We start from the raw sequence: 12562 nt of genomic DNA, 5'->3' as shown, positions 1-12562 counted from the left end.
CCTTTAATCAAACAACACAAGAAAGGCAGCTGTCTTGCCCAGTATCTTTCGTTCTTGCATAGTAAATGGTTTTAATTCCTCTATGATGTGCATACAGATCGATTCGGTTTAAATCACGGGTCGTCATTGTGTCTTTTAAGAACAATGTAAAGCTGATTCCCTGATCAATGTGCTGCTGGATAGTGGCGATCATATCCACAACCTTGAACATGTCCATATCGTAGGCTTCTTTATAGAAGAACCAGTTATTAGATGCAAGCCCAGGCATTGGGTAGTACGTTTTTGAGTTGCCGTATGTTCGTTCTTCAATGCGTTCCATAATCGGCATAACAGACGCCGTACTTGATTGGACGTATGAGATAGAGCCTGTCGGCGCAATGCATAATCTGTAGCTGTGATACATGCCGTGTTCAGCCACAAATGCTTTTAGCTTTTTCCAGTCCTCTGTCGTCGGGATATGCATACCCTCAAACAGGTTGGCGATTTTTTCATATTTCGGTGAGAAATCAGTAGAAACGTATTTGTCAAAGTATTCACCTGTCGCATAGGTTGAGCCTTCATATTGATCAAACGTTTCACCCTTCTCTTTTGCGATTTCCGCAGAACGCTGGATGGAGTAGAAGTTCACCATCATAAAGAACGTGTTTGCAAAGTCACGCGCTTCCGGACTTTCATACGCAATGCCGTTTTGCGCAAGGTAGCCGTGAAGGTTCATAGCACCGAGGCCGATTGATTTCATCGCTTTGTTTGCCCGTCTTACAGCAGGCGCATTACGGATGTCAGTTGTTTCAGAAACGTGTGTTAAAGAGTCTGTCGCAAGCTTGACTGTCTTTTCGATTGATTTATGCTCCATGACGTTGAGAATGTTAAGCGAACCCAGGTTGCAGGAGATATCCAGACCGATTTCATCTTCTTCATCATAGTCTGTGTATGAAGAAACTTGAGATGCCTGCAGCACTTCAGAGCAAAGGTTAGAAAATTTGACCTTGGAAATATGGTTATTCGCATGCACTTTATTGACGTTATCTTGGAACATGATGTATGGATAGCCTGATTCAGAACGAAGCATCGCCAATTTTTCAAGCAGTTTCCGCGGGTTGATTTTTTCCTTTTTCACCCGAGGGTTGTCGACAAACTTGTCGTACATTTCGTTCATGTCCATCTCATCCATGTGCTGGCCGTACTCTTTATAAATCGTGTGCGGGTAGAATACATAAGCCGCTTTGTCCTCGCGTGCAAGCTCAACGAACTTATCCGGAATGACAACACCGATCGAAAGCGTTTTGACACGCACATCTTCATCCGCAGAAATCTTTTTCGTATCAAGAAAATCATTGATATCGCGGTGGAAAATGTTTAAATACGCCGCGCCGGATCCTTGTCTTTGTCCCATTTGGTCAGCGTAACGGAACGCGTTATCAAGAAGCTTCATGACGCCTACAACGCCTTTTGTCGCATTCTCAACATCTTTAATGGCTTCACCTTTCGCGCGAAGCTTGGACAGGTTAAGAGAAACCCCGCCGCCAAGCTTAGAAAGCTGCATGGAGATATCGATCGCTCTTGAAATGTCATTTAAAGAATCATTAACTTCGAGCAAGAAGCAGCTCACAAGTTCACCGCGGCGTTTTCTGCCGGCGTTCAGAAATGTCGGTGTGCTCGGCTGATATTCTTGATTGATCATCAGGTTTACATATTCTTTTGCTTTCTCAGTGTCGCCGTTAGCGAAGAACAGCGCAACAATTGAGATCCGGTCCTCATAACGCTCGAGGATTTTTTTCTTGTCATTCGTTTTCAAAGCATAGTCATTATAGAATTTAAACGCACTCATGAAGGAAGGAAAACGAAACTTCTTAGCGTAAGCTGTCTTAAACACTTCTTTAATGTCTTCAAAAGAATAAAGGCTTAAGAATTCCTCTTCGTAGTATTGGTTTTCAACCAAATAATCCAGCTTCTCTTTTAAATCGTGAAAGAAGACTGTGTTTTGATTGATATAATCTACAAAATAGCTATGTACAGCCTCTTTATCCTTATCAAACTGGAATTTTCCATCTTTTTGGATCATGATTTCGTTATTTAACTGGATCCATTTTGGCACTTGATTTTGTGACAACTCTTTCTACCTCCTGAGTAAACAATTCAACGTCTTTAGATGTGCCGCTGAGTTCAAATTTGTGCAAGATCGGCACCTGATATTGTCTTGAAATGGTATCGGCGCTTTTTGCAAAGTTATCGCCCCATACTTTGTTGCCGCTCGCAGCGACTCCTAATAAGAGATGGGCGTATTTTTCGAGAAATGATTGTGTTGATGCCGGTACCTGGCCGAAGTTTGTCGTGTAGGTGACCAAAACAAACGGAGTGTCCACGTGGTCCATTTCGTCCACCTTGCGTATCTGCTGAAAACCTGTTTTATTCACAAACCGCTGAACATTCCCTGTTTTCGAATCAAATATGATTTGTACCACGTTTTATCACGACCTATCAAAAAATATGAATCTCTCATCACTAACACTATATATAGTATACTACCCTCTAGCAAAAACACAATATATAGATTCGTTTTTATGAAAAATTCATATTTTGATCAAATCAGGCAAATGGGCAGACTCATTAGGGCCCAAAAAAGAGAGCAGAACGAGAATCATCTCTCGTCCTACTCGGGGTGTCGTTTTTTAGCCGATGTTTATCATAACATGAAAAAAAACTGCTTAGTAGTCTAGATTTTTTTTTCTTAAGCTATCACAGCATTTTTCGCTCTCTACTGTTTCTTCTATTTCAACATCCGCGCCGATCTCTTCTAAAACCGCCTTCAAAGCAGTGATAATTGACGCTTCTCTGATTAATTCTTTTCCGTTCACAATGATACTTGTTCCGTATTCATAGCAAGAATCATCTTCGCAAATTTCTTCCCAATGATTCACGATCACTTTATGCTTCATGTTTTCACCCTCTGTTTGATCTGTGTCTGTATTTAGTTTAGCGGCTGGAATCCGCTTTGTAAATTCGAATGCTTGTGAATTTTATTCAAGCTCATCATCCGCGTATTCTTTCTTCAGCTTTACCTCATTGCGGGACTCATTATACTCATAAATTTTGATATAGCCGTCCTCCATAACGCCAAAATGGTTATGTTCAAGTGGAAACGAGGTGGGCTGAGGCGTTTCATAGTCTGAATTGCCGCTGTCTGTTTCAATAATGGTATCTTGATTCCCGCACGCCCCGAACAGTAAAAAGACAGCTATCCATACAAGTGCAATCCTGATTCGTCTCAGTTCTGCTTCACTTTCAAACAAGGTCGATCACTCCCAAATTCATTTTATACATAATATACCATTTTCACTTCCGTATGTTATTCTCATAAAAAAAGACCGTGCCTTGGCATGGTCAGCTTACACAAAAAGCTTGGAGCAAAAGTGGATTCATGTTAAAAATGGCCGCCGGGAACCCCCGGCAGCCTTTCCTCATATCTTGACATGGCATTTTTTGATCTATTCGAGTTCAAGCTGGACGTTTTTTTGCGGCGCAAACGTTGAGATCGCATGTTTATATATAAGCTGCTGCTTACCTTCCGATTCCAACAATACGGTAAAGTTATCAAAGCCTTTCACCTGGCCCCGCAACTGAAAGCCGTTCAGCAAAAAAACAGTGACATACGTATTTTCTTTCCGGATTTGATTCAAAAACTGATCCTGAATATTAATCGGTTTCATGTTTCGTCCTCCTTGATTCTCTATATCATACAGTTTCGATTAAAGTTCGAGTTTTCCTGCTATATGTGTGAAAATTTCCTTTTTTTTCAGCTCCATATCAACAGGCGGTGTCATATCGAACCATGTGACCTGCATTTTGTTGCGAAACCACGTCAGCTGGCGTTTCGCATACCGCCTCGAGTTCTGCTTTAGCTGTTCGACAGCATCGGAAAGTGTCACAAAACCGTCAAAATATGCATACAGCTCTTTATAGCCTATCGCCTGTATTGATTGACAGTCTCTCACGTTCTTGTCGTATAAGCGTTTCACTTCGGGAAGAAGGCCTGACTGCATCATCAAATCGACCCGCTGATTAATTCTTTCGTAAAGCGTGTCTCTATCCATTGTTAGGCCAATTAACACTGCATTGTACAGAAGTTCTCGTTTTTGTTCCTTCAAATGCTGGGACATCGTTTTTCCGGACGTATGTAAAATTTCCAGTGCGCGAATGACTCTTCTTGTATTATTCGGATGAATCGCAGCTGCTGCCTCGGGATCTGCTGCAGCAAGTTTGGCATGAAGAAAGTCAGCGCCTTCCCGCTCAGCGGCCATTTGCATGCTCTCTCGAAACACGGGATCATTTGCCTCTTCCGTAAATGTATAATCGTAAAGCACAGATTGTATATAAAGCCCTGTACCGCCGACAATCATCGGAAGCTTTCCTCTATTTGCAATCTCGCTGATTTTATTTCTTACTAAGCTTTGATAATCGGCAGTAGAGAAAGAGTCTTGGGGATCTAAAATGTCAATCAGATGATGGGGCACTCCCTCCATCTCCTGTTCGGTAATTTTAGCTGTTCCAATATCCATCCCTTTATAAATCTGCATCGAATCTCCGCTGATAATTTCCGCGTTTAAGGATTTGGCTAGCTGAATACTTAAATTGGTTTTCCCCACTGCCGTCGGTCCGACTAAAATGACAACGGGCTGCTTCGTATTATTCAATATGTATCACTCTCTTTTATAAATCTCCCCCCATTATAGCATTCAACATGGACAACCACCTATCCATTTTGCCCTTTTTTTGCATCGGTAAACATCCTTCTACCAGCCGAGCGGCTCATTGCCGACAATTTCCCTTGTCTTTCCTTTCAGGGTATGACGATGCGTTTTTCTTCTGTCATCTCCGGGATCGTACACAACCCCTCCGTACTGGATCTCAATCGGCTCGTTATAGGCCAGATACGTCGTTTCTTCGATTTCATGATAATGTGTGCCATCTGCTAAAGGAATCGCCGGTCCTGAGATTCCGTAATACCGATGAAAATGGCCGTTTTCAAATGAAGTGATCCCTGTATAGTAATGTGTATGCTGATCGGTATTTGATCCGTTTGCCGGCTGAGTAAACCCTTCGATGAGATGATAATGGCCCTGTTCTCTCGTTGTTTTGACATGATAAGCATGTGCGTGGGGCGGTGCTTTTGACCAGTCAGACTGATACAGGCCCAATGTGTTCACATCCTCCTTTTCCTCGATTCGCCCAATCAAATCCGGGCATGGTGAATACACTGCATCATCTACACTTTATTACAGGAGGAAAGAAAACATGAACGAGTTAGAGCATTTCAGCCCTGAAGATACAAGAATATTTGGAAGACCGTTCGGATTCGGGAGACCATTTGGGTTTGGAAGACCGTTCGGGTTCGGTTACGGGTTTGGAAGACCCGGATTTGGTTATGGATTTGGTTTTGGCCGGCCATTCGGATTTTTTGGAGGACCGTTTATCGGCGGCCTTGCAGGCGGGCTTATAGGAAGCGCTTTATTTAATCCTTATTTGTATGGCGGATACCCCTATTATCCGTATGCCCCGTTCCCTTATTATTATTAAACGCAAAAGACCCCTTAAAAAGGGGTCTTTTTATGTGTGTGAAAATGAATCTCTTGACTCATACATAGGCATACACTAATATTTTTCTAGCTGAAGTTTTTTCTAATCTAAAAATATAGTGAGGAGAATTCATGATGTTGATAGGATATATATTCCTCACGATTGCCATATGTTCGGAATCGATAGGAGCAGCCATGCTGAAGGTATCTGATGGCTTCAAAAAGTGGAAGCCAAGTGCTTTGGTCGTTATTGGCTATTCCCTCGCCTTTTATATGCTGTCCCTGACTTTAAACCATATTCCCCTGAGCCTCTCCTATGCGACTTGGAGCGGGGCGGGCACGGTGCTGACGTCAGTGATCGGAGTAAAATGGTTCAAGGAAGATCTGAATGCCAAAGGGCTGATCGGGATTCTTTTATTACTATCAGGGGTCGTGTTACTTAATTGGCAGTAAAGGAGTGATGAAGATGAGAGGATTGCTTTATTTGGCTCTCGCCATTGTATCTGAAGTGTTTGGGAGCACGATGCTGAAGCTTTCAGAAGGATTTACACAAGCCTGGCCCATTGCCGGAGTCATAGTCGGATTTCTTTCTGCTTTTACGTTTCTAAGCTTTTCTTTAAAAACAATTGACTTATCAAGCGCGTATGCAACATGGTCGGGCGTCGGTACCGCGCTTACAGCAATTGTCGGGTTTTTGCTTTTTGGCGAAACCATCAGTTTAAAAGGTGTATTTGGTCTCACGCTTGTCATTGCAGGCGTGGTCGTGCTAAATCAATCGAAAGCCCACGCTGAAGATAAAAAACAGACGGTCTGTGAGTGACCGTCTGTTTTCTTTATTCTCCACCCAGTTTCACAGAGGCTTCAAGCTGCAGCTCGACATTTCCTTGAATTGCACGCGAAATCATGCATGACGTCTCCGCTTTTTTACAAAGCTTGTGCGCCAATGCGACGTCGTCTTGTGAAGCATCATATTTAAGCACGACAGAGGGACGGTGAATGATCTTTTTGTATGTAAAGACTCCTTTTGTGACGTCGACAATGCCTTCTGACTCCATCTGTAAGTCTTCTTTTTCCAGCCCGCTTCTCTCCATCATCGCTGCAAGTGTAATAATGTAACAGGTCGCTGCCGCCCCGAGAAGCATTTCATCTGGGTTGGTCCCTTCTCCCGGGCCATCCATTTCTTTAGGAATGGAAATCGATGTGATCAGGTTACCGCTTTCAATCGTACCGACATCATTGCGGTTACCCGGCCAATTCGCTTTTAAATAAAAATGATGATCTGCCATTGTTTCGCCTCCTTTTTTATCCTATTTCAGTCTACTGATCTTCTCTTATTTTGTCTTCTGATCTGCTTGTTACGAATACTCTTTTTCCAGGACACCTTTGATCGCACTGACATAAGCATAAAATTCACTGTTCTTTGTGTATTTTCTATTTTTATAATAAAAATCATCAAAAAATGCTTCTCTCTGCTCACGGCTGATTTCCAGCTGGATACTTAGCCCCGTTTCCCCTTGGTTATTAATGTTTTCGGCATTCAATCCAGCAAGACCGCTTTTAGACGACGCTAACTCAGCGGAAAACCCTCTCCGCTCAAGGGCTCTCACAATCATTTTCGCCCGCTTTCGGTCTGTTCCCCCTACAAGCGTATTCTTGTTCTCTCCTTTATATCCGTGAAAAGCCACCACATATTGATGCTCCTTGATTTTCTTTTTAGCCAATGGCTCATCAAAGTTGGTACTTGTAATGTGCAGCGTTTGGTTATCGTGGGACTTCAACCCTTCAAACAGGTATGTAGAGTATTCATTATTGAAATAACGCACAAGCTCACTTACTCCGCCTTCAATTCTTCCACCATGCGGAGACATAATTAAGACTTTGCTTCCTTTTTTCTCATTATATGAAATATCGTAATCGGCTGGGCTCTCATTCTCTGCCAAGCTGCTGAAATTTGAATATGTATCTGGCTGATTTGATGGTTCAGGTTCCAATGAGTAATGAACATATCTCAAGAACAAGACAATGGCTAAGACTAATATGACATTTAGTAAAAATCTTCTCATGTTTAACTCCTTTCATAAGAATGGCGCGGTTCATTATATGAGGTTTAGCCAATAGGTTTTATCTTACCATTGTATACACAATATCATCAGTGAAAAAGTTCCCGGTTTCAAAAAATCAATTGATTGTCACGGTTATTAGCGGTTCATTTCAAATAAGAGTGAAAAAAGGTTGAGAGGAAAGACAAAAAAGGTAGGAACAACCTCACTTGGCAAATAAATGTATATAGGTTTAAGGAGGGTTTTAGTAACAGGCTGCCCGGTTGCTGAGACGGACAGCTGTTACCGGCCTGCAGAATAGAGATTTTGCTTATTTGTTCTCACAAAATCACAGGAGAGGATAGAGTCCAATAAAAATGTTCTGATCTGTTGTTTCGAAAAACAAAATGCTTTAATTTTCGTTTTGCTTTTCTGTCTCACAATAATCGTTCTTTTACTAATCGTTCCGTCTTTCTTCATATATATAATGCTGATTGGCATTTGGCTTTCCAAAGAACGGTGCAAGTAGAAATTCATACGGTTGCTCTCCCCTTCCCAGTTTGATATGATCACATTATAATACGAACAAACGTTCTTTTTCAATCCCCAATGATTTCCTCAACTTCTGAATCTATCGTATCTAATGCGAAAGATTCAGAAAAACAAACTCTTGTCTGTCTCTTACAGAGGACAAACAAACTTACCAAACCTATCATCTGTTCATAGAGTATACAGAGAACCTTATAATAGGAGGAAAATACATGTTTGGGTACTCTATGGTACAAATGGTGAGAGCAAATGCTCACAAGCTAGATTGGCCGTTACGGGAAACCGTATTGCAGCTTTACAAGCCCTTCAAATGGACTCCTTGCTTCTTGCATAAATTTTTCGAAACCAAATTGCAAAACAGAAAAAAAATGTCAGTCATTATCGAATTTGAGGAAGGCTGTCACGAGACCGGCTTTCAAATGGCTGGAGAGGTGCTGCAAAAAGAAAAACGCAGCAAGCTAAAAAGCCGCTTCAACAAAATCAACTGCTGCAGCGCCGAGGTTACTCCTTCAGCATTACATTCCCTTCTCTCTGAATGCAGCAATATCCGTAAAGTGTATTTAAACCGCGAAGTCAAAGCGCTTTTAGACACGGCAACCGAAGCAAGCCATGCGAAGGAAGTCGTCAGAAACGGGCAAACCCTGACAGGAAAAGGTGTTACTGTCGCTGTTGTCGATACAGGAATCTACCCGCATCCTGATCTAGAAGGCAGAATTATCGGATTCGCGGACATGGTCAATCAAAAAACAGAGCCGTACGATGATAATGGTCATGGCACACACTGTGCAGGTGATGTCGCAAGCAGCGGCGCATCCTCTTCCGGTCAATACCGCGGCCCTGCACCGGAAGCCAATCTCATCGGCGTAAAGGTATTAAACAAGCAGGGTTCAGGAACGTTAGCAGATATTATAGAGGGTGTTGAGTGGTGTATTCAATACAATGAGGACAACCCCGATGAACCGATTGATATTATTAGCATGTCGCTCGGGGGCGATGCCCTTAGATATGATCATGAACAGGAAGATCCGTTAGTCAGAGCGGTTGAGGAAGCGTGGAGCGCAGGGATTGTCGTCTGTGTCGCTGCCGGAAACTCAGGCCCTGATTCGCAGACCATTGCAAGCCCGGGCGTGAGCGAAAAGGTGATTACAGTAGGTGCGCTTGACGATAACAATACTGCAAGCAGCGATGATGATACTGTCGCTTCCTTCTCAAGCCGCGGCCCGACAGTATACGGGAAAGAAAAGCCCGATATTTTAGCGCCGGGTGTTAATATTATTTCCCTTCGCTCTCCGAATTCTTATATTGATAAGCTCCAAAAGTCAAGCCGTGTAGGGTCTCAGTACTTTACAATGTCAGGAACCTCGATGGCAACACCGATTTGCGCAGGAATCGCAGCTTTAATTCTTCAGCAAAACCCGGATCTTACCCCTGATGAAGTAAAAGAGCTTTTGAAAAACGGCACGGACAAATGGAAAGATGAAGATCCGAATGTGTACGGAGCGGGCGCTGTCAACGCAGAAAATTCCGTTCCCGGCCAATAAACAGCACCAAAAAGCCGGCAATTCTCTCTCAACAGAACTGCCGGTTTTTTGTTTGAATATTCATAATCATAAGGTAAAATAATGGAAAATAGATGAAGGAAGTGAAGAAAGTGCCATATTATATCTGCAACACATGCGGTGTGCAACATGCACAGACTGTAGATCCGCCCAACTCGTGTCTGATTTGCGAGGATGAAAGGCAGTATATTCATCCCGATGGACAAAGTTGGACAACCCTTGAAGACATGCGTGAGAAAGGAAACCTTCAAAACATCCTCAAAAAGGAAGAAGAGCATCTTTACAGCATCAAAACTGAACCAGAGTTTGCGATTGGACAAACAGCCCATCTTATCCAGCATAAGGGCTTCAATGTGCTGTGGGATTGCATGACATATCTTGACCAAAAGACAATTGGCCAAATCAACGAATTAGGCGGTATTCAAGCCATCGCCTTGTCTCATCCACATTATTACTCTACTCAGGTTGAGTGGGCTGAAACGTTTCAGGCCCCGATCTATATCCATGAGGATGATAAAGAATGGGTGACAAGGCCAAGCAATCACATTCACTTCTGGTCAGGGGAAACGCTCAATATGAAGCCGGGACTGGACCTTTACCGACTGGGCGGACATTTTAAAGGCGGTGCTGTTTTGCATTGGAGCAAGGGCAATGAAGGGAAAGGCTGTCTATTGACCGGAGATATCATTACGGTTGCGGCGGACCGAAACTGGGTCAGCTTTATGTACAGCTACCCAAATCTCATTCCCCTTCCCGCCTCCAAAGTTGAAGAAATAGCAGCCAAAGTAAAACCGCTTCAATTCAACCGGCTTTACAATGCTTTTTCTAAAGTTGTCAAAGAAAATGCTGGCGAAGCGGTCCAGCGTTCTGCCGTACGCTATATCAAGGCTCTCAACAGCGAATTGTTTCATACATAAAGAGTGAGGCGGCTCTTTTCCGTGTAAAAGATGCAGCAATTGGGAATAGTATCGTGTAGATCAAAAGGAGGAATATTGATGGCACACACGAATACACAGCTTTCTCAATGGCTGGAGTCAAAAGTCGGCCAGACGCTTGATATTAGAAAAGGTGAATTGACCCATAATGAAGAGATATCAGACTTGGATCAGATAGTTCTCCACCTTCAAAAAGTGGCTATACGCAGTACGAATCATCCTGATGATTATGTTGCGAAAGAAGAGCTGGTTTTAGAAGGCGAAGGAACAACATTCACTGAGGACGGAAACGTACCGCTTCCGCAAAATGCCTATGAGATTCCTTTATTAGGTGAAATTCATATTCACCAAGAAAACGAAGGATTGAAGGTCGTAACAGATCGTGCAGTATATACAATTGATATCCAGCACAGCTGAAAGCCACTTTCATCAAAATAATACAGCGTAGCGCCTTTGAGCTTTCGTTCAAAGGCGCTGCTTTATATCGAGCCGTTTTTTCACTTTTTTCGTTCTTCACCCTATTGAATGACTCCTAAAATAGATATATAGTTTTAGAGACAGGATTACATTTCAAATCATTCTGTTTTTTGTAAACTAGTTCAGCAATTTGATTCATCTATTTACCCTATTAGGCGAGGAGAATGCAAATGGAAAAATTGATGTTTCATCCGCATGGTAAAGAGTTTCATCACAATCCTTTTTCAGTTTTAGGACGATTTAGAGAGGAAGAGCCCATTCACCGATTTGAATTAAAACGGTTCGGAGCCACATATCCGGCCTGGTTAATTACCCGATACGATGATTGTATGGCCTTTTTAAAAGACAATCGAATTACAAGAGACGTAAAAAATGTGATGAACCAAGAACAAATCAAAATGCTCAACGTTAGTGAAGATATCGATTTTGTATCCGATCATATGCTGGCAAAAGACACACCTGACCATACCCGCCTGAGATCACTTGTTCATCAAGCATTTACTCCCCGAACCATTGAAAATCTGCGCGGCAGCATTGAACAAATTGCTGAACAGCTTTTAGATGAAATGGAAAAAGAAAATAAAGCGGATATCATGAAATCCTTCGCTTCCCCTTTGCCTTTTATTGTTATATCTGAATTGATGGGAATCCCAAAAGAAGATCGGTCACAGTTTCAAATCTGGACCAATGCGATGGTTGATACCTCTGAAGGTAATAGAGAGCTGACAAATCAGGCTCTTCGTGAATTTAAAGATTATATCGCCAAGCTGATCCATGACAGAAGAATAAAGCCAAAAGACGATTTAATCAGCAAACTTGTGCATGCTGAGGAAAACGGCAGCAAGTTAAGCGAAAAAGAGCTCTATTCGATGCTGTTCTTGCTCGTTGTAGCCGGCCTTGAAACAACTGTTAACTTACTCGGCTCAGGCACCCTCGCATTGCTGCAGCACATGAAGGAATGTGAGAAGCTCAAGCAGCAGCCTGAAATGATCGCTACAGCGGTTGAAGAATTGCTGCGATACACCTCACCTGTCGTTATGATGGCAAATCGGTGGGCCATTGAAGACTTTACATATAAGGGGCATTCGATCAAAAGAGGAGACATGATTTTTATAGGCATTGGATCGGCCAATCGCGACCCGAATTTTTTTGAGAACCCCGAAATATTAAATATAAATCGGTCGCCTAACAGACATATTTCTTTCGGTTTTGGCATTCATTTCTGCTTAGGAGCGCCTCTTGCCAGGCTGGAAGGCCACATTGCATTTAACGCACTTTTGAAGAGATTTCCTGATATTGAACTTGCGGTTGCACCTGATGACATTCAATGGAGAAAAAATGTCTTTTTAAGAGGATTAGAAAGTCTCCCTGTTTCACTTTCAAAATAATATTCAAAACGCCCCCTTTTAAAAGAGGGGGCGTTTGTGTTT

The 12562-nt window shown here is 42.6% G+C and carries 17 protein-coding genes; 7 read left to right on the top strand and 10 right to left on the bottom strand.

Annotation, left to right across the window (positions count from 1 at the left end; genetic code table 11):
- Nucleotides 1-7: 7 nt before the first annotated feature.
- From nrdE to CW370_RS04605, 7 genes are all read right to left on the bottom strand, one after another.
- Nucleotides 8-2110 carry a class 1b ribonucleoside-diphosphate reductase subunit alpha gene (gene nrdE / locus CW370_RS04635; RefSeq protein ID WP_014479842.1) on the bottom strand — a complete coding sequence of 701 codons (2103 nt, stop codon included), beginning with the start codon at nucleotides 2108-2110 and terminating at the stop codon, nucleotides 8-10.
- A complete protein-coding gene (gene nrdI / locus CW370_RS04630; RefSeq protein ID WP_003231758.1) occupies nucleotides 2070-2462 on the bottom strand; it encodes a class Ib ribonucleoside-diphosphate reductase assembly flavoprotein NrdI in 393 nt (130 codons plus the stop codon). Before nrdI ends, nrdE begins: the two co-directional genes overlap by 41 nt.
- 243 nt (nucleotides 2463-2705) lie before the next feature.
- On the bottom strand, nucleotides 2706-2936 hold the full coding sequence (locus tag CW370_RS04625) for a hypothetical protein (RefSeq protein ID WP_003245262.1): 231 nt from the start codon (nucleotides 2934-2936) through the stop codon (nucleotides 2706-2708).
- Nucleotides 2937-3017: 81 nt separating this feature from the next.
- On the bottom strand, nucleotides 3018-3290 hold the full coding sequence (locus tag CW370_RS04620; RefSeq protein WP_014479841.1) for a YmzC family protein: 273 nt from the start codon (nucleotides 3288-3290) through the stop codon (nucleotides 3018-3020).
- 195 nt (nucleotides 3291-3485) lie between these two features.
- Complete coding sequence (gene hfq, locus CW370_RS04615; protein WP_003221097.1) at nucleotides 3486-3707, bottom strand: RNA chaperone Hfq; 222 nt, start codon at nucleotides 3705-3707, stop codon at nucleotides 3486-3488.
- A 39-nt stretch (nucleotides 3708-3746) separates the two neighbouring features.
- Nucleotides 3747-4691, bottom strand: coding sequence for a tRNA (adenosine(37)-N6)-dimethylallyltransferase MiaA (miaA, locus tag CW370_RS04610; protein WP_003245569.1), 945 nt, complete (start codon nucleotides 4689-4691; stop codon nucleotides 3747-3749).
- A gap of 99 nt (nucleotides 4692-4790) precedes the next feature.
- Entirely contained in the window at nucleotides 4791-5204 is a 414-nt protein-coding gene (locus CW370_RS04605; RefSeq protein WP_003231769.1) for a YmaF family protein, read from the bottom strand.
- Between the two features lie 88 nt (nucleotides 5205-5292).
- On the opposite strand from CW370_RS04605, the gene CW370_RS04600 reads away from it, so the two are divergent.
- From CW370_RS04600 to ebrB, 3 genes are all read left to right on the top strand, one after another.
- Nucleotides 5293-5574, top strand: coding sequence for a hypothetical protein (locus CW370_RS04600; protein ID WP_015715926.1), 282 nt, complete (start codon nucleotides 5293-5295; stop codon nucleotides 5572-5574).
- 134 nt (nucleotides 5575-5708) lie between these two features.
- Nucleotides 5709-6026 carry a multidrug efflux SMR transporter subunit EbrA gene (gene ebrA / locus CW370_RS04595; protein WP_024572445.1) on the top strand — a complete coding sequence of 106 codons (318 nt, stop codon included), beginning with the start codon at nucleotides 5709-5711 and terminating at the stop codon, nucleotides 6024-6026.
- A gap of 13 nt (nucleotides 6027-6039) precedes the next feature.
- Complete coding sequence (gene ebrB / locus CW370_RS04590; protein WP_014476870.1) at nucleotides 6040-6393, top strand: multidrug efflux SMR transporter subunit EbrB; 354 nt, start codon at nucleotides 6040-6042, stop codon at nucleotides 6391-6393.
- A gap of 13 nt (nucleotides 6394-6406) precedes the next feature.
- Here the strand turns inward: ebrB and CW370_RS04585 are convergent, their stop codons facing one another.
- The 3 genes from CW370_RS04585 to CW370_RS04575 form a co-directional block, all read right to left on the bottom strand.
- Complete coding sequence (locus tag CW370_RS04585; RefSeq protein WP_101169501.1) at nucleotides 6407-6859, bottom strand: OsmC family protein; 453 nt, start codon at nucleotides 6857-6859, stop codon at nucleotides 6407-6409.
- 69 nt (nucleotides 6860-6928) lie between these two features.
- Nucleotides 6929-7636: a poly-gamma-glutamate hydrolase family protein gene (locus CW370_RS04580; protein WP_003245758.1), complete on the bottom strand. Its 708-nt coding sequence runs from the start codon at nucleotides 7634-7636 to the stop codon at nucleotides 6929-6931.
- Nucleotides 7637-7915: 279 nt separating this feature from the next.
- Entirely contained in the window at nucleotides 7916-8149 is a 234-nt protein-coding gene (locus CW370_RS04575; protein ID WP_014476869.1) for a hypothetical protein, read from the bottom strand.
- Nucleotides 8150-8373: 224 nt separating this feature from the next.
- Here CW370_RS04575 and aprX point away from each other — a divergent pair, with 224 nt between their 5' ends.
- From aprX to CW370_RS04555, 4 genes are all read left to right on the top strand, one after another.
- Entirely contained in the window at nucleotides 8374-9702 is a 1329-nt protein-coding gene (gene aprX, locus CW370_RS04570; RefSeq protein ID WP_024572446.1) for a serine protease AprX, read from the top strand.
- Between the two features lie 110 nt (nucleotides 9703-9812).
- Nucleotides 9813-10637, top strand: coding sequence for an MBL fold metallo-hydrolase (locus tag CW370_RS04565; protein WP_080263056.1), 825 nt, complete (start codon nucleotides 9813-9815; stop codon nucleotides 10635-10637).
- Between the two features lie 78 nt (nucleotides 10638-10715).
- Complete coding sequence (locus tag CW370_RS04560) at nucleotides 10716-11072, top strand: hypothetical protein (protein ID WP_024572611.1); 357 nt, start codon at nucleotides 10716-10718, stop codon at nucleotides 11070-11072.
- 230 nt (nucleotides 11073-11302) lie between these two features.
- Nucleotides 11303-12520, top strand: coding sequence for a cytochrome P450 family protein (locus CW370_RS04555; RefSeq protein ID WP_024572610.1), 1218 nt, complete (start codon nucleotides 11303-11305; stop codon nucleotides 12518-12520).
- Nucleotides 12521-12562: the final 42 nt, after the last annotated feature.

This window comes from Bacillus sp. SN32 (assembly GCF_002837495.1).
GTDB classification, from domain to species: domain Bacteria; phylum Bacillota; class Bacilli; order Bacillales; family Bacillaceae; genus Bacillus; species Bacillus subtilis.
This window is presented reverse-complemented; position numbering and strand designations above follow the sequence as displayed.

Bases quoted from the DNA above. Each gene is read 5' to 3' on its own strand.
- CW370_RS04625 (WP_003245262.1), bottom strand. From the start codon at position 2,936: ATGAAGCATAAAGTGATCGTGAATCATTGGGAAGAAATTTGCGAAGAT.
- hfq (WP_003221097.1), bottom strand. From the start codon at position 3,707: ATGAAACCGATTAATATTCAGGATCAGTTTTTGAATCAAATCCGGAAA.
- CW370_RS04600 (WP_015715926.1), top strand. From the start codon at position 5,293: ATGAACGAGTTAGAGCATTTCAGCCCTGAAGATACAAGAATATTTGGA.
- ebrA (WP_024572445.1), top strand. From the start codon at position 5,709: ATGTTGATAGGATATATATTCCTCACGATTGCCATATGTTCGGAATCG.
- ebrB (WP_014476870.1), top strand. From the start codon at position 6,040: ATGAGAGGATTGCTTTATTTGGCTCTCGCCATTGTATCTGAAGTGTTT.
- CW370_RS04585 (WP_101169501.1), bottom strand. From the start codon at position 6,859: ATGGCAGATCATCATTTTTATTTAAAAGCGAATTGGCCGGGTAACCGC.
- CW370_RS04580 (WP_003245758.1), bottom strand. From the start codon at position 7,636: ATGAGAAGATTTTTACTAAATGTCATATTAGTCTTAGCCATTGTCTTG.
- CW370_RS04575 (WP_014476869.1), bottom strand. From the start codon at position 8,149: ATGAATTTCTACTTGCACCGTTCTTTGGAAAGCCAAATGCCAATCAGC.
- aprX (WP_024572446.1), top strand. From the start codon at position 8,374: ATGTTTGGGTACTCTATGGTACAAATGGTGAGAGCAAATGCTCACAAG.
- CW370_RS04560 (WP_024572611.1), top strand. From the start codon at position 10,716: ATGGCACACACGAATACACAGCTTTCTCAATGGCTGGAGTCAAAAGTC.
- CW370_RS04555 (WP_024572610.1), top strand. From the start codon at position 11,303: ATGGAAAAATTGATGTTTCATCCGCATGGTAAAGAGTTTCATCACAAT.